Genomic DNA, 15,077 nt, shown 5'->3' with positions numbered 1-15,077 from the left:
GGGCTCAGACCACCGACTCCGGTACCGGGGCTTGCGCGGGAGCGCCCTGCTTCGGCGGTTTCGCCGTCACCATCAGGCCCGCGACCAGGCCGGCCAGGAGCATGATGCCGACGGCCCACCAGATGGCCACCGTGTAGCCGTGGACGACGCCCTCGCTGACGATCAGGGCCTTCTGCGACGGGTCGGTGAGGTGGGCGGTGACATAGGCGGTGCTGCTGGTGGTGGCGATGGTGTTGAGCAGGGCCGTGCCGATCGAACCGCCCACCTGCTGCGAGGTGTTGATGGTCGCCGAGGTCACGCCGGAGTCGTGCGGGGCGACGCCCGCGGTGGCGGTGGAGAACACCGGCATGAAGGTGAGGCCCATGCCGAGGCCCATGAGGAGCAGGGCGGGCAGGATCTCGGTCGCGTACGAGCTGTCCACGGTCATCTGCGTGAGGATCAGCATGCCGCTCGCGGCGAGGACCATACCGGGGGCCATGAGCATGCGCGGTGGGACGCGGTTCATCAGCCGGGCCGAGATCTGGGTGGAGCCGACGATGATCGCGGCGGTCATCGGCAGGAAGGCGAGGCCGGTCCGTACGGGGGAGTAGGCCAGCACGACCTGGAGGTAGTAGGTCATGAACAGGAACAGGCCGAACATCCCGATGACGGCGAGCCCCATGGTCAGGAAGCAGCCCGCGCGGTTGCGGTCCTTGACGATGTGCAGGGGGAGGAGGGGCATGGGTGCCCGGGACTGCCACCACACGAAGGCCGCGAGGAGTACGACGCCCCCCGCGATCAGGGTCAGCACCAGGGCGTCGCTCCAGCCCCGGGGCTGGGCCTCGCTGAAGCCGTAGACGATCGCGACCAGGCCGCCGCAGCCCAGCAGCACACCGGGCACGTCGAGGCGGGCGCCCGCGTGGCCGGGGCGGTCGTGCAGCAGGGCGAGGGCGCCGAAGACCGCGGCGACGGCGATGGGCACGTTGACGTAGAGGCACCAGCGCCAGTCGAGGTACTCGGTGAGCAGCCCGCCGACGATGAACCCGATGGCCGAACCGGAGCCCGCGAGAGCGCCGTAGATCCCGAAGGCCTTTCCGCGCTCCTTCGGATCGGTGAACGTCGTGGTCAGCAGGGACAGCGCGGAGGGGGCGAGCAGGGCCGCGAACACGCCCTGGAGGGCGCGGGCCGCGAAGAGCATGCCGGAGCCGGTGGCGGCGCCGCCGAGTGCGGAGGCGGCGGCGAAGCCGACCAGCCCGATCACGAAGGTGCGCTTGCGGCCCACCAGGTCGGCGATGCGACCGCCGAGCAGGAGGAGGCCGCCGAAGGCCAGCGTGTACGCGGTGATGACCCACTGGCGGTTGCCGTCGGTGATGCCCAGGTCCTGCTGTGCGGAAGGGAGCGCGATGTTCACGATGGTCGCGTCGAGGACGACCATCAGCTGCGCGAGGGCGATGACCACCAGGCCCCACCAGCGGCGGGGGTCCGCTGATTCGGCCGACTTGGTGACGCCCGTCTGGTCAGAAGACCATGCATCGGTACGAGTCGCATCTGGACGTGTCATGGCTCCAGGACCACCTTTCCGGTCGTGCCGCGGGTCTCCAGCGCCCGGTGCGCGGCGGCCGCGTCGGCGAGCGGGAAACGCTGTACGGCGGGGGTGAGACGGCCCGCGGCGGCTTCGGCGAGGGCGCGCAGTTCGAGGGTGCGGATCGGGTTGGGTCCGCCGGCCTTCTGTGCCATGACGGGCCCGAGGACCTGCTCGGAGACGCCTTCGACGAGGTACGGCTGTCCGTCGTGGATCCCCTCGCCGGACCAGCCGAAGACGATGTGCCGGCCCTGGGCGCCGAGGAGGCCGACGCACTCGCGGGCCACCTCTCCGCCCACGCCGTCGAAGACCACGGTGGCGGGCCGGCCGCCGAGGAAGGCGCGGACCTTCCCGGGCCACGCTGAGTCCTTGTAGTCGACGGCGAGGTCGGCGCCGTTGGCGTGCACCAGTGCCGTTTTCGACGGTCCGCCCGCCAGGCCGACGACGGTCGCTCCGGCGTTCTTCGCGTACTGCACGAGCAGTGTGCCGATGCCTCCGGCGGCCGCCGGGATCACGGCCACCGAGTCGGGGCCGAGCTCGGCGAACTGCAGGATCCCCATCGTCGTACGGCCCGTACCGATCATGGCGACGGCCTGGGCGAAGTCGAGGTTTTCTGGGATCTCGTGGACGCGGTCGACATCGGTGACGGCGAGTTCGGCGTACCCGCCGGGGGCGAAGCCGAGGTGGGCGGCCACGCGCTTGCCGAGCCACAGCTCGGCGACGCCGTCACCGAGGGACTCGACGACTCCGGCGACCTCCCGGCCGGGGACGGTGGGCAGCGCGGGCGGCCGGGGCAGCGGTCCCTGCTGCCCCTCGCGCAGGGCGGTGTCCAGGAGGTGGACACCGGCCGCCCGTACGGCGATACGGACCTGGCCGGGGGCCGGTGCCGGGTCGTCGGTCTGCTCGTAGGTGAGGTTCTCGGCGGGGCCGAAGGTGTGCAGACGGATGGCGTGCATGGAGGGACTCCCTGTGTAGGCAGGAGCTCTGCGGGCTGGGACGCTGCGGGCAGGGCTCTGACGGCAGGACACCCACCCTCCGACCTCAAGCATGCTTGAGGTCAAGGGCGTTCCGGCCGAGTGCCAGCGATACGGCGGTGAGCGCGCTGGTGAAGGAGACCTCCGAGAGCACCCCGGGCGCCGCGACCTGGTCGCCCGCGAGATAGACGCCGTCGCCCCGGTCGACGGCCGGCCGGTCGCGCCAGTTCGTGCCGGGCAGGTCGACGGCTCCCGTACGGCCGTTCGCGACGGACTCGCGCCGCCAGGTGACGCGTTCGCGCCAGCCGTCGAAGGCGAGATCGAGCAGCTGCTCCGCGCGCGTGACCCCGTCCGCCCTGGTCTCGTGCGGGGCGATCGGGATCTGCCCCTGGAGGAGCTGTTCGCCCGCGGGTGCCAGGGTGCGGTCCTGGGCGGTGAACCGTTCGATCCAGCCGGGGGAGTCGAGGTCGGAGACGGCGAAGGCGTCACCCCGCCGGGTACGCAGGGCCAGGTCGAGGAGTGTCGTACGGCCGCTCGGCCAGGTCAGCGAGTCGTCGCCGAGGAGCCGGCGGGCCGCGTCGAGGGAGGTGGCGACGACGACCGGGGTGTCGGTGGGCAGCGTGTCGACGCGGGACAGGGTCTCCATCCGGACGCCCAGGTTCCAGGCACGGGCGGCCATCCGGTCGACGACCGTGGCCCAGCCGCCGCGCGGGTAGTGCGCCTCGGGCGGCAGTTTGGTGGCACGCCGCAGCCGTTCCTGCACGAACGCGGCGGACAGGGCGCCCGGGTCGTGATGGAACAGGGCGACGGCGGAGTAGTGGGCGGCGGCGCGGGCGCCCTCCTCGCCGGCCTGCCCGGTGGCCCAGGACAGGAAGTCCACGTCGACCGGAGCCTGTTGGGCGCTGCGGCGCAGCAGCTTGAGCATCGCGAAGGGCGGGGTGCGGCGCAGTGCGCCCTTGTGCCGCAGCCGCAGCCGGGCCGCCTCCAGAGGGGGGAGCGGTGCGAGGGGTCCGATGAGGTCGCGCTGCTGGAGCCAGGACCAGTGCGGGCCGGCCTTGTAGAGCGCGTGCGGGCCGTCGTTCGTGCGGTACGGCCCCTCGGCGGTCCGGGCCCGGCCGCCGAGCGTGTGATGGGCCTCGTACACGGTGACCTTGGCGCCCGCCTCGGCGGCGGAGATCGCCGCGGTCAGCCCGGCGAGGCCGCCGCCGATGACGGTGATGCGGTGCATGGCTGGGGTCTCCCTCTGCTCGGGGGTGGGTCCGTCGTCGGTATGACTGATTGAGGGCACCGGAATGTGACATGGGGGCTGTCTGTGCAGGTCAGGCGGATTGTCAGTGGTGGGGTGCAGGATGGGGGCATGGCGAGGAGAGCGACGGCTGGGGCGAGCGGGTCCGGTGGTTCCGGCGGTGTGCGCGGTGCGGGTGGCTCGCGGGTGAAGGGGGCGCGGCGGCCGGAGGTGCGGCTGCCACCGCTGGAGCCGCACGGGGGAGGGGAGCTGGAGCCGGACGGGGACTACGACGGGCTGGAGTTCCTGGAGGCGGACCTCGCGGGGCAGGACGGGGCGGGGGCCCGTTTCATGGACTGCGCGCTGAGAAGCTGCGCGCTGGACGAGACCCGGCTGCACCACGCCCGCTTCCTCGACTCGGTCCTCACCGGCATACGGGGCGTGGGCACCGACCTGGCGGAGTCGACCCTGCGCGACGTCGAGCTGATCGACGCCCGCCTGGGCGGAGTCCAGTTGCACGGCGCGGCCCTGGAGCGCGTCGTGATCCGAGGCGGCAAGATCGACTATCTGAACCTGCGCACGGCCGTCCTCAAGGACGTCGTCTTCGAGAGCTGCGTCCTGGTGGAACCGGACTTCGGCGGCGCGCGGCTGGAGCGCGTGGAGTTCGTGGACTGCACCCTCAAGGGCGCGGACCTCACGGCGGCGACCCTCAAGGACGTGGACCTGCGAGGCGCCGCGGTCCTGGAGATCGCCCGTGGGATCGACCGGCTGGCCGGGGCGGTGATCAGCCCGTCACAACTGCTGGACCTGGCACCGGCGTTGGCGGCGGAGGTGGGGATCCGGGTGGAGTGAGGGGAGAGAGGGGAAGCGGAAGAGAGCGGCCGGTGAGGGCGGGGGCCAGGAACTTCCCCTGGACAGCGAACAATTGACACCGCTCTGTCGCATGATCGCGTCCTGTGATCGGGAAGCTTGGATGCGGATGGATCATCTGATCTGTCCGAACCGCCTCTCCATGGGGAGCTTCCGTGCGACTTCGAGACGTGACTCTTCTCCTTCCTGTGACGCTGTGTCTCGCGGCCACCGCGGCCTGCGGCGGCTCGGACTCCTCCGGTGACGACACCGGGCCCATCGGCGCGCGGCAGATCAAGGGGGTGAACTTCTGTGAGCTTCTGTCGGAGGACACCATGGCCAAGGTCCTCGGCGTGAAGAAGCTGGAGCCGCAGTCGTCAGACGCGACCGACAACTGCGAGTGGAAGATCCCGGTCGACGGGGGAGCGGACGGCGCCCTCCAGATAGGCAGCTACTACCTGCCGGAGGGCGGCGACGGCATGACGACGATCGGCGGGCTCCAAGCCAACAGACAGATCGTCCAGACGGGCTGCCAGATCGTGGTCACGGGATCCGGCGAGACCGACCCGGCCGCCACGTCCGCGAACGCCGTGGACGCGGTCAGGGTCTGGTATCTGGAACAGGGCGTCCCCGACGATGAGAAGTGCACGGCGGCCGGCAAGCTTGCCGAGGAGGTCATGCGGGCACTGCCCGAGGCGTGATCAGGCGTGATCAGGCGTGATCAGGCGTGATCCGGGGTGCGCGGGTGGGTGCTGGGACGCGGGTCCGGTCCCGCGTCACGACACTCTGGGGAAGCGTGCCTGGAGCGTCCAGATCGCCGGGTTCTCGCCCAGGTCGTCGTGGAGGTCGATCAGGTCGGCGATGAGGTCGTGCAGGAAGTCGCGGGCCTCGCGGCGCAGGTCCGCGTGGGAGAAGGTCAGCGGGGGCTCCTCCGCCGGCATCCAGTCGGCCTCGATGTCCACCCAGCCGAAGCGGCGCTCGAAGAGCATGCGGTCGGTGGACTCGGTGAAGTCGAGCTCCGCGTGCTGGGGGCGGGAGGCGCGGGAGCCCGCGGGGTCGCGGTCGAGGCGTTCCGCGATGTCGCACAGCGCCCACGCGAAGTCGAGCACCGGCACCCATCCCCAGGCTGTGGACAGTTCCCGGTCCTCCTTGGTGTCCGCGAGATAGACGTCTCCGCAGAACAGGTCGTGCCGCAGCGCGTGGACGTCCGCGCGGCGGTAGTCGGTCTGCGGCGGGTCAGGGAAGCGGTTGGAGAGGGCGTAGCCGATGTCGAGCACGTACGAGATGGTGTCACGGGCCTCTCATAGGATCACCGCGTGTCCCGATCCGCGCCGCTCGTCCCGACCGCCCTGCTCTCCACCGCCCTGCTCCTCGCGAGCGCCCTCACCGCGTGCGGCGGCGGAGTGCACGGCACGCCCGGTGGCTCCGGCCTGCGCGACCCGTACTTCCCGAAGGCCGGCAACGGCGGCTACGACGTCACCCACTACGACCTCGACCTCGCCTACGACCCGGACACCGAGAGGCTCTCCGGCACCGCGACCCTCACCGCCCGTGCCACCCAGGACCTCTCCGCCTTCGACCTCGACCTCGAAGGGCTGGACGTCAAGAAGGTCACCGTCGGCGGCGACAGGGCCCGCTGGAACCGCACCGGCCAGGAGCTGACCGTACGCCCGCACGACGACCTCGACGAGGGCAGCGCCTTCCGCGTGACCGTCGCCTACTCCGGCACCCCGAAGACGATCACCGACCCGGACGGCTCCGAGGAGGGCTGGCTGCCCACCGAGGACGGCGCGGTGGCCCTCGGCGAACCGACCGGCTCGATGGCCTGGTTCCCCGGCAACCACCACCCCTCCGACAAGGCGTCCTACGACCTCACGATCACCGTGCCCGAGGGCCTCCAGGCCGTCTCCAACGGCGAGTTGACGGGGAGCAGGACCAGCGGCGGCCGTACGACCACCACCTGGCACACCGCCGAACCCATGGCGAGCTACCTCGCCACCCTCGCGATCGGCGACTACGACATCCACCGCACCACCACCCCCGACGGACTGCCCGTCTACACCGCCGTCGACCCGGCGGAGGCCGAAGCGAGCCGGAAGGTACTGGCGCAGATCCCGGCCGTCATGGCCTGGTCCGAGGACACCTTCGGCCCGTACCCCTTCTCCTCGACCGGCGCGATCGTCGACCGCGAGGGCGACGCCGGCTACGCCCTGGAGACCCAGAACCGCCCCTTCTTCCCCGGCGCCCCGGACACCGTGACCCTCGTCCACGAACTCGCCCACCAGTGGTACGGCGACTCGGTCACGCCGAAGACCTGGCGGGACATGTGGCTCAACGAGGGCTTCGCGACCTACGCCGAATGGCTGTGGGCCGAGGACCACGGCGGCGACAGCGCCCAGAAGACCTTCGACGAGCTGTACACGCACGGCGAGGACGTCTACGACGACCTCTGGTCCTTCCCGCCCGGGAGACCGTCGAGCGCCGCGCACCTCTCCGACAGCCCCGTCTACCAGCGCGGCGCGATGGTCCTCCACAAGATCCGCCGGCGACTCGGCGACACCGCCTTCCGCGCCCTCCTCCGCGACTGGCCCACCACCCACCGCCTCGGCACCGCGGACACCGGCGACTTCACGACGTATGTCGAGGACCTCGCCCCCGACGAGGACTTCGACCCGATCTGGGAGGAGTGGCTGTACGGGGACGGGAAGCCGGAGCGGGCGTAGCCCGACGGGGCCTGTCAGCCCTCCGACAGCGGCTTGTGCAACACCGAGCAGGGGCGCCCGTGTTGCAGGTCCGGGCGGCGGTCGATGACCTCGTAGCCGAGGGCGGTCCAGAACGCGAGGGCGCGGTCGTTGCCGTCGAGGACGGCGAGGCGTACGGCGGTCCGGCCCTCGGTGCGGAAGCGGTCCTCGACGAGGGCGGTGAGCCGACGGCCGTAGCCCTGCCGGTGTACCTCCGCGTCCACCATCAGCAGCCCGATCCACGGGTCCGGGTCGGCCGGGTCCGGGTGCCGGGCGAGTGTGATGGCCACCCCGACCAGCCGGCCCTCGCTGCGCGCCAGCAGCACCTCCGCGTCCGGATGCGCGAGCTCCTCGGCCAGCGCCGCCGCCACCTGCTCCGGCCGGATGTCGTCCGGGTCCGGGAAGTCGCCGCTGAGGGCCATGAAGTCACGGTTGGCGGCGTACAGCGCGGTGAGTTCGGTCAGGAGGGGCGCCGGGATGTCGTGGTCGGGGGTGAGGGGGAGGGAGGTGAGGAGCATGCCGGGCAGAGTAGTTGAGGCTTACGGCTCCGGCTGTGACGTCTGGGCCGTCTCTTTCGGATCTTGCATGATGACCGGCATGAACCCGCAAACCTGCGACCCGGCCGAGTCGGCCACCCTCCGCGAGATCTTCGCTTCCCGTCCTGAGGCGATACCACCGGCCGGTTGGGAGGCGGTGCGGTCCTTCGAGGGGGAACACGGCATCGTGCTCCCGGAGCCGTACCGCACGTTTGTGGCGGAGATCTGCGACGGACTGCGCGCAGGGCCGCCCTACTACGGTTTGCTGCCCTTCGCGCAAACGCCCTCGGACTGGGGCTCGGATCGCCCCGAGCGCCTGCTTGCCGAGCCTTTTCCGCTCACGGCGGCATGGCTGTGGGAGGAGGATGACGAGGGGGCACTGTCGGAGCAGGAGTTCGAGGCCCGGGTGGATTCCGTGTTCGACCACGGCTCACTGCTGCTGGGTACCGACGGCTGTGGCATGTACTGGCACCTGATCGTCACCGGCCCGCAGCGCGGTCACGTCTGGCTGATCGACGAGAACGGCGCGATGCCCTTCGGTACCCGGCCCGACACGTCCCTGATGCCGGGCACACCCGGTTTCGCGGGGTGGGCAACCCACTGGAGCCAGGGTCGCTCTTGGTTCGCAGATGCCTAGGGAGACTGGTGGCCCATCGAGCGGCTGGTGGGCCTACCTCGAGGATCGGACCTGTGAGCAGGTCGACGCCGACGTGCTGCGGGATCGTCCGCTGTCCGCGGTCAGGACCGTGTGGGAGGCATTGCGCCCGCTGGGGGTAGGCCTGCACGAGGCCGAGCGGGTGGTCCACGCGCGATACGAGGCCCTCGGTGACCGAGTGCAGCGCACACCGCCCGATCCGCTCGACCTCGCGTCACTTGCAGCGCGCGTCGCAGCACTCCCGGGCCGTGTGGCGGCGGTGGAGGCCTTCTGGGACGGCGATACCGTGCACGACTGGTTCGTCCTTCTGGTCGCGGTCATGGACCCCCCGGACGGGGAGAGCCACCTGGCGACCGTCTACCACCGCCCCGACAGCTCTCCGCCTGGCGCTGCCGCCGCCAAAGCGGGCCGGGCACTGGCCGGCCATCTTGGCGTGCCGTTTCACTTCGCTTCCCCGGACGTCCCGGATGACGAGGCACCACGCTGGCGGACTGTCCGGCGGCCAGAGGAGGGGCCGTGTGCCCAGAGCGACGGGTGAATCCTTGACTCCACGTCACGTGCGATCCGCTAGCTCCTTGTAGCGCGGCAGGTCGTCCGTGGAGATCGTCCAGTCGCCGATGGTGACGTCCTCGCCGTAGACGAAATCCTTGCGGGTCGCGTAGCGCGGTCCGTCGGGGGTGGAGTGGATGTCGGTGAGGACGGCGCCGGTGGCGGTGCGGGGGTCGAAGATCGCGTAGATGGGGATGCCGATCAGGGGGTAGTCGCGCATCTTTCCGACCCAGTCGTTGTCGGGGTTTGAGCGGGAGACGACCTCGATGGCGGCGATGAGGGTATGTGGATCGATGGAGCCCTCGACGTTCAAGTCGTCCCATGCGATCACCATGACGTCGGGGTGACGCGTGATTCCCTCTGGTTCGTTCTCCACGTCCGGTGTGCCGTTGTGGGCCAGCAACTCGTCCGGCATGACCCTTTCCAGACGGCGGCTGACGTGGGCTGCCGTCACTTCGTGGGGTCCCCCCGGCGACACCAGGTCGTGGACGATCCCTTGCCGGGTGATCTCGAACTTGCCCGGGATGGTGTCGTCCATGGACTGAACGAGATCTCGCATGGCCCGGTAGATGTGGGAGCCGCTTCGTTGCCCGTCGTCCGGCGTGATGGTCATGGCGCCTCCGGGAGATCGCCCCGGCAGTCGCGGCAGCGACCGGGTGCGGGTGAGCGGAAGACGCGGGTGCAGCCGTCGCAGGTCTGGAACGGGTGCCGTACCTCCGGGGGTGGGGCAGGAGGCCGGTATGGGGGCAGGGGTGGCAGCTGAGCGGTGAGGCGGTGGGCCAGGAGGGCCGCCGGGCGGTGCAGGGGCTCTGCGGGCAGGTCCGCGGTGAGGGCGTGGCGTACGGCGGTGGGGGTGACCTCCCGTTCCAGCCAGGCGGCGACTCCGGGGGCCAGGTGTTCCGTGTCCGTGGCCGAGAGGAGCAGGCGGGGGTCGTGGCGGCGGAGGCCGGCGAGGAGGTCGGTGGCCTGCTGGAGGAGGGCCGGGGCCGGGTAGCCCGGTTGCGGTACGGCGGGGAGGAGTCTCTTGCGGGGTGGCTGCCGGTGCTTCGGAGCAGCGGGGGTGCGGCTTTCGGGGGCCCGGCCGCGGTGACCCGGCTGGTTGCAGGAGACCGTGCGGGTGATGATGCGGCCGCTGGGGAGGCGTTCGCGGGTGCGGCGGAGGTAGCCGTGGGTTTCCAGTTCCCGTAGGGAGGCGGCGATACGGTCCCTGCCCTCGGGGAACCGGTCGGCGAGGGTCTTGATGTCGACGTGGGCGCCCTGGGGCAGCGACTGGATGTGGCACGCCAGACCGATCGCCAGCAGGGAGAGGTCCGCGTGCTGGGTCAGGTGGTTGCCGATCACCGCGAAACGTTCGGTGTGGCGGGCGTTGTCGTGGATCAGGCCACCCGCGTGGGGGTGGTTCTTGCCCGCGTTACGGGACCGGGCGCGCGTCGGCGCGCTAGGGTTTTGCGTGTCCATCGGGAAGCTGTTCTCTTCCTTGGTGGTCAGGCCCTCGCACTGGGATGCCAGTCCCGGCGAGGGCCGTTGCATGTCTGCGGTTGTGTTGCGCCGACTGTAGGGCAGGCAACCGGGGCGAAATCCAGCTGAGTTGGTGATGTTCACCCGCGCGGGTGAGCTGCGCTTCGAGGCGGGAGGAAAGGTGGGGCTTGGTCGGGTTCTTTCACTCTGAAGTTCTTTGAGAAAGACCGCCCGCACCACCGAAGTACGGGTTTCCGGGACCCGGTGAGAGGTCGATTTCCGCCCACACCGTCTTGCGCGGACGGGGTCCCGGCGCCACGCCCCAACGGTCGGCGAGCGCGTCCACGAGCACGAGACCTCGGCCCGTCTCGGCTTCCGGGGCGGGGGGTTCGACGCGTGGCAGACGGTCACCCCGGGTGTCCGTGACCTCGATGCGCAGGGTGTCGCCGACGACGTAGAGCGTCAGGCGGAAGTCGCGCCCCGGTACCCGGCCGTGCGTGGCCGCGTTCGCCGCCAGCTCCGCCACGATGTGCTCCGCCGGGTGCAACAGGAGTCCCCACTCGCGGAGTTGCTCGACCGCCAGCAGCCGGGCCAGGCGGGCTCCGCGGGGCGTGGGGGACAGCAGGATGTTGAAGTTCCGGATGACGGCGGTTTCTTGATTCACGTCACTCAGCGTGGCCGCGGGTGCCTACCGTGAACAGTGACGACACCGGTACGTACGGTGACTGTCCGGAGCTTGTCCGGTCGTGTCCGGGCTGTCCGGGGCGGTCGTACGGGTAGGGGCGTCGCGGGCATGGACGTACGGCGGAGGGGTGCGGGATGAGCGTGGACGGTGAGGCGGTCGACCCGGGGTGGGAGGTCGACCCCGACGATGAGTGGGGCGTGGCCGTGATCGCCACGGTGGGGCGGCAGTTGAAGCTGCGGCGGGAGGCGGTGGGGATGCGGGCCGCCGAGTTCGGGGAGGCGGTCGGGTACGGCGAGGACCTGGTCTACAAGATCGAGGGCGGGAAGAGGATTCCTCGACAGGAGTATCTGGACAGGGCCGACGAGGTGTTGGGGGCGGGCGGGCTCATCGCCGCGACGTGGGAGGACGTCAAGAAGGTCCGGTATCCCAAGAAGGTGCGCGAGCTGGCCAAGTTGGAGGGGCAGGCCGTTGAGATCGGCGTCTACGAGTCCAACAGCGTCCATGGGTTGTTGCAGACCGCAGAGCATGCTCGGGCTCTCTTCGAAGCGGCGCAGCCGCCGTACTCGCAGGATGACGTGGAGCGGATGGTGGCCGCCCGGTTGGCCCGGCAGTCGGTCTTCGATCGTGACCCGGCTCCGTCCATCCACTTCGTGTTGGAGGAGGCGGTCGTACGTCGACCGGTCGGGGGCACAATGGTGTGGCGACAGCAGCTCGAACGTCTGCTGGAGGCGGGCACGTTGCGCAGCGTCACGCTACAGATCATGCCGACGAACAGCGACGCCCACCCGGGTCTGGACGGCAAGATCGAGCTGCTGAAGTTTCCCGACGGAACAGCGGTGGGGCGTTCGGACGGCGCCTTCAACGGCCGCCCTATCACCGACCCGAAACAACTCCGCATCCTTGAACTGCGGTATGGCACCATCCGGGCTCAGGCACTCCCCCCACGGGAGTCGCTGGCCTTCGTCGAGCAACTGCTGGGAGAGACATGATCCGCAAGCCCGCTGCCGGGGACACCTCCGAGCTGGTGTGGTTCAAGAGCAGCTACAGCAGCGGCACGGACGGCAACTCCTGCGTCGAGATCGCGGTAGCGCCCCGCACGGTCCACGTCCGCGACTCCAAGAACACCTCCACCGGTCCCCGCCTGGCCTTCACCCCGGCCACCTGGGCCGCATTCGTGTCACAGACCTGACGCCGAAGCCCCCGGCCGGCAAGACCAGGGGCTCCAGCTCAGCGCAGCGTCTGTCAGACGTTCACGCCGAAGTCCTGCGCGATGCCCACCAGGCCGGACGCGTAGCCCTGGCCCACCGCGCGGAACTTCCACTCCGCGCCGTTGCGGTACAGCTCGCCGAAGACCATCGCCGTCTCCGTGGCCGCGTCCTCGGAGAGGTCGTAGCGGGCGATCTCGGCGCCGCCGGCCTGGTTGACGATGCGGATGTAGGCGTTGCGGACCTGGCCGAAGTTCTGCGAGCGGTTCTCCGCGTCGTAGATCGAGACCGGGAAGACGATCTTGTCGATGTCGGCCGGGAGGCCGGCCAGGTTGACGTTGATCGCCTCGTCGTCGCCCGCGCCCTCGCCGGTGCGGTTGTCACCGGTGTGGACGATGGTCTGGTCCGGGGTCTGCTTGTTGTTGAAGAAGACGAAGTGACCGTCCGAGTAGACCTTGCCCTCCGTGTTGACCGCGATCGCGGAGGCGTCGAGGTCGAAGTCCGTGCCGGTGGTGGTGCGGACGTCCCAGCCGAGGCCCACGGTGACGGCGGTCAGGCCCGGAGCCTCCTTGGTGAGCGAGACGTTGCCACCCTTGGACAGGCTTACAGCCATGGTTTGGGAGTCCTTCCCTCGTTTATGTACGGCAAGTACGGGCTTGAAGTTACAGCTACCCGTATGAACGCCGCGAGGGGCGTCGAAGGTTCCCCGTGTCTTTACTTTCTTTACCAAACTGAGGGCTGCCGCCCGGCGATATTCGGGTGACGTGGACCGGACAGAGCCGGGAACATGGAGCACATGTCCGGTCCCCACGTCATCCGCGGCTCCGTCTCGCTCCCCGAGGCCGAGCTCATGTGGCGTTTCTCGCGCTCCTCGGGCCCCGGTGGCCAGCACGTCAACACCAGTGACTCCCAGGTGGAGCTGCGCTTCGACCTGGCCCGCACCGAGTCGCTGCCCGACGTGTGGAAGCAGCGCGCGCTGGACAAGCTGGCCGGGCGGCTCGTCGACGGGGTCGTCACCGTCCGCTCCTCCGAGCACCGTTCGCAGTGGCGCAACCGCGAGACCGCCGCCGTACGCCTCGCCGCGCTGCTTGCCGAAGCGACCGCTCCGCCGCCCAAGCCGCGGCGGCCGACGCGCATCCCGCGCGGGATCAACGAGCGGCGGTTGAGGGAGAAGAAGCAGCGCTCGGACACCAAGCGGGGGCGGCAGGGGCGGGACTGGGGATAGCCCCGGGCCTGCGACACGTCATCAACAGACCTGCGTGTGTCACATCTCCGCCGTGCCGTCCGTCAACTCACCGACGGCGGACGACGACGAGAGCGGTGACTCATGGGCGACGACGACTTCCTGGCCGAACGGTTCGAGGCGCACCGGGGGCAGCTGCGGGCGGTGGCGCGGCGGATGCTCGGGTCGGGCGCCGAGGCCGAGGACGCGGTGCAGGAGACGTGGGTGCGGATGAGCCGGTCCGACACCACGCACATCGACAACCTCGGTGGCTGGCTGACGACCGTCGTGGGCCGGGTCTGCCTCGACATGCTCCGCTCCCGCAGGTCCCGTGCCGAACAGCCCCTGGAGCCCGAGGCGCCGGTGCCGGCCACCGTCGCCGATCCCGAACAGGACGTCCTCCTCGCCGACTCGGTCGGCAGCGCCCTCCTCGTCGTCCTCGACACCCTCACCCCCGCCGAACGGCTCGCCTTCGTCCTCCACGACCTCTTCGCCGTCCCCTACGACGAGATCGCCGGCGTCATCGGCAAGTCCCCGGCGGCCACCCGCCAGCTCGCCAGCCGGGCCCGGCGCCGGGTGCGGGGCGCCCAGGTCACCGACACCGACCGGACGCGCCGGCGTGAACTCGTCGACGCCTTCCTCGCCGCCGCGCGCGAGGGTGACTTCGACGGGCTGCTGGAGGTTCTGGACCCGGATGTCGTGGTGCGCACGGAGGTCGGGGTGACGACGGGGGCCCTGGCCGTGGCCAAGGGGGCGACGAGCTACTCGCGGCACATCGTCGGCGTCGCGGTACCCGCGCTCGTCGAGGGCCGCACCGGCATCGCGCTCCTGCGGGACGGCCGCGTGGAGCGGACGCTCGCGTTCACGTTCGTACACGACCGGATCGCCGTGATCGACATCACCACGGACCCGGTCCGGGCGGCCCGGCTGGAGATCACCTTCGCCTAGTCGAGGCTCAGCACCCCGACGGTCTCGCCGTCGCTCAGCTCCCCGGTCCGGCGGAAACCGAGCCTCAGATAGAACTCCGCCGGGCCGTCGTCGCCCTCGTGCCAGGTGACGTACAACTCCTTGGTGCCCCGGCGGCGCAGCTCATCGGCGACGGACTCGACGGCGAAACGGCCGTAGCCCTGGCCCTGGGCGTCGGCCGCGATGTTCAGCCGCCACAGGCCGGAGCGGACGACGGTGCCGCCGTCGGCGCGCCAGTCGATGTCGAGGAAGGCCATCAGGAAGCCGACCGTGCGGTCACCGTCGACGATCAGACGGGGCCAGGCGACGCCCGCGGGATGCACGTAGGCCTCGGCGAGGGACTGCATGACCGGGGAGACGGCGAATTCCTGCTCGGGGCGTACCCGTATGCCGGTCGCCGTTTCGAAATTCCCGGGTGTGACCTCTTCGAGGCGGGGTGCGAATGTCATCC

General features: G+C 70.5%; 19 protein-coding genes. 9 read left to right on the top strand and 10 right to left on the bottom strand.

The window, feature by feature from the left end:
- Nucleotides 1–4 precede the first annotated feature (4 nt).
- From AQJ46_RS19180 to AQJ46_RS19170, 3 genes are all read right to left on the bottom strand, one after another.
- The gene (locus tag AQJ46_RS19180; protein WP_225887356.1) at nt 5–1,540 is read right to left on the bottom strand and encodes an MFS transporter; all 1,536 of its coding nucleotides are present in this window, start codon (nt 1,538–1,540) and stop codon (nt 5–7) included.
- Complete coding sequence (locus AQJ46_RS19175) at nt 1,537–2,517, bottom strand: zinc-binding dehydrogenase (protein ID WP_059206736.1); 981 nt, start codon at nt 2,515–2,517, stop codon at nt 1,537–1,539. Before AQJ46_RS19175 ends, AQJ46_RS19180 begins: the two co-directional genes overlap by 4 nt.
- An 85-nt stretch (nt 2,518–2,602) precedes the next feature.
- Entirely contained in the window at nt 2,603–3,763 is a 1,161-nt protein-coding gene (locus tag AQJ46_RS19170; RefSeq protein ID WP_059206735.1) for an FAD-dependent oxidoreductase, read from the bottom strand.
- A gap of 129 nt (nt 3,764–3,892) precedes the next feature.
- Between AQJ46_RS19170 and AQJ46_RS19165 the strand changes: the two genes are divergently transcribed.
- Entirely contained in the window at nt 3,893–4,612 is a 720-nt protein-coding gene (locus AQJ46_RS19165) for a pentapeptide repeat-containing protein (protein WP_225887355.1), read from the top strand.
- 173 nt (nt 4,613–4,785) lie between these two features.
- Nucleotides 4,786–5,310 carry a hypothetical protein gene (locus AQJ46_RS19160; RefSeq protein ID WP_159064035.1) on the top strand — a complete coding sequence of 175 codons (525 nt, stop codon included), beginning with the start codon at nt 4,786–4,788 and terminating at the stop codon, nt 5,308–5,310.
- Nucleotides 5,311–5,385: 75 nt separating this feature from the next.
- Here AQJ46_RS19160 and AQJ46_RS19155 read toward each other — a convergent pair whose 3' ends face one another.
- Nucleotides 5,386–5,886 carry a hypothetical protein gene (locus AQJ46_RS19155; RefSeq protein WP_059206732.1) on the bottom strand — a complete coding sequence of 167 codons (501 nt, stop codon included), beginning with the start codon at nt 5,884–5,886 and terminating at the stop codon, nt 5,386–5,388.
- Nucleotides 5,887–5,925: 39 nt separating this feature from the next.
- On the opposite strand from AQJ46_RS19155, the gene AQJ46_RS19150 reads away from it, so the two are divergent.
- Nucleotides 5,926–7,332, top strand: a complete 1,407-nt coding sequence (locus tag AQJ46_RS19150; protein ID WP_059206731.1) for a M1 family metallopeptidase — start codon at nt 5,926–5,928, stop codon at nt 7,330–7,332.
- A gap of 14 nt (nt 7,333–7,346) precedes the next feature.
- Here the strand turns inward: AQJ46_RS19150 and AQJ46_RS19145 are convergent, their stop codons facing one another.
- A complete protein-coding gene (locus AQJ46_RS19145) occupies nt 7,347–7,868 on the bottom strand; it encodes a GNAT family N-acetyltransferase (RefSeq protein ID WP_059206730.1) in 522 nt (173 codons plus the stop codon).
- Between the two features lie 67 nt (nt 7,869–7,935).
- Here AQJ46_RS19145 and AQJ46_RS19140 point away from each other — a divergent pair, with 67 nt between their 5' ends.
- Complete coding sequence (locus tag AQJ46_RS19140; protein WP_059206729.1) at nt 7,936–8,523, top strand: SMI1/KNR4 family protein; 588 nt, start codon at nt 7,936–7,938, stop codon at nt 8,521–8,523.
- Nucleotides 8,516–9,079: a hypothetical protein gene (locus tag AQJ46_RS19135; protein ID WP_059206728.1), complete on the top strand. Its 564-nt coding sequence runs from the start codon at nt 8,516–8,518 to the stop codon at nt 9,077–9,079. Before AQJ46_RS19140 ends, AQJ46_RS19135 begins: the two co-directional genes overlap by 8 nt.
- Before the next feature lie 15 nt (nt 9,080–9,094).
- Here the strand turns inward: AQJ46_RS19135 and AQJ46_RS19130 are convergent, their stop codons facing one another.
- From AQJ46_RS19130 to AQJ46_RS19120, 3 genes are all read right to left on the bottom strand, one after another.
- Nucleotides 9,095–9,703, bottom strand: coding sequence for a Uma2 family endonuclease (locus AQJ46_RS19130; protein WP_059206727.1), 609 nt, complete (start codon nt 9,701–9,703; stop codon nt 9,095–9,097).
- On the bottom strand, nt 9,700–10,548 hold the full coding sequence (locus tag AQJ46_RS19125; protein ID WP_059206726.1) for a helix-turn-helix domain-containing protein: 849 nt from the start codon (nt 10,546–10,548) through the stop codon (nt 9,700–9,702). Before AQJ46_RS19125 ends, AQJ46_RS19130 begins: the two co-directional genes overlap by 4 nt.
- A gap of 202 nt (nt 10,549–10,750) precedes the next feature.
- Complete coding sequence (locus AQJ46_RS19120; protein ID WP_107117283.1) at nt 10,751–11,212, bottom strand: ATP-binding protein; 462 nt, start codon at nt 11,210–11,212, stop codon at nt 10,751–10,753.
- A gap of 155 nt (nt 11,213–11,367) precedes the next feature.
- On the opposite strand from AQJ46_RS19120, the gene AQJ46_RS19115 reads away from it, so the two are divergent.
- Both AQJ46_RS19115 and AQJ46_RS19110 read left to right on the top strand, forming a co-directional pair.
- Nucleotides 11,368–12,222: a helix-turn-helix domain-containing protein gene (locus tag AQJ46_RS19115; RefSeq protein WP_059206724.1), complete on the top strand. Its 855-nt coding sequence runs from the start codon at nt 11,368–11,370 to the stop codon at nt 12,220–12,222.
- Nucleotides 12,219–12,422: a DUF397 domain-containing protein gene (locus AQJ46_RS19110; RefSeq protein ID WP_059206723.1), complete on the top strand. Its 204-nt coding sequence runs from the start codon at nt 12,219–12,221 to the stop codon at nt 12,420–12,422. The genes AQJ46_RS19115 and AQJ46_RS19110 overlap by 4 nt, the downstream gene beginning before the upstream one ends.
- A 53-nt stretch (nt 12,423–12,475) precedes the next feature.
- On the opposite strand, the gene AQJ46_RS19105 is transcribed toward AQJ46_RS19110, so the two are convergent.
- Complete coding sequence (locus AQJ46_RS19105; protein WP_057608635.1) at nt 12,476–13,051, bottom strand: TerD family protein; 576 nt, start codon at nt 13,049–13,051, stop codon at nt 12,476–12,478.
- Nucleotides 13,052–13,225: 174 nt separating this feature from the next.
- On the opposite strand from AQJ46_RS19105, the gene arfB reads away from it, so the two are divergent.
- Nucleotides 13,226–13,663: an alternative ribosome rescue aminoacyl-tRNA hydrolase ArfB gene (gene arfB, locus AQJ46_RS19100; protein WP_057608633.1), complete on the top strand. Its 438-nt coding sequence runs from the start codon at nt 13,226–13,228 to the stop codon at nt 13,661–13,663.
- A 102-nt stretch (nt 13,664–13,765) separates the two neighbouring features.
- The gene (locus AQJ46_RS19095; protein WP_059206721.1) at nt 13,766–14,608 is read left to right on the top strand and encodes a sigma-70 family RNA polymerase sigma factor; all 843 of its coding nucleotides are present in this window, start codon (nt 13,766–13,768) and stop codon (nt 14,606–14,608) included.
- On the opposite strand, the gene AQJ46_RS19090 is transcribed toward AQJ46_RS19095, so the two are convergent.
- Nucleotides 14,605–15,075 carry a GNAT family N-acetyltransferase gene (locus AQJ46_RS19090; protein ID WP_057608629.1) on the bottom strand — a complete coding sequence of 157 codons (471 nt, stop codon included), beginning with the start codon at nt 15,073–15,075 and terminating at the stop codon, nt 14,605–14,607. The two genes, AQJ46_RS19095 and AQJ46_RS19090, sit on opposite strands and share 4 nt — an antisense overlap.
- Between the last annotated feature and the right edge of the window lie 2 nt (nt 15,076–15,077).

It is taken from the genome of Streptomyces canus (assembly GCF_001514145.1).
GTDB classification, from domain to species: Bacteria; Actinomycetota; Actinomycetes; order Streptomycetales; family Streptomycetaceae; genus Streptomyces; species Streptomyces canus.
Note: the sequence above shows the minus strand (reverse complement) of the source record. Positions and strands in the feature narration are given on the sequence as shown.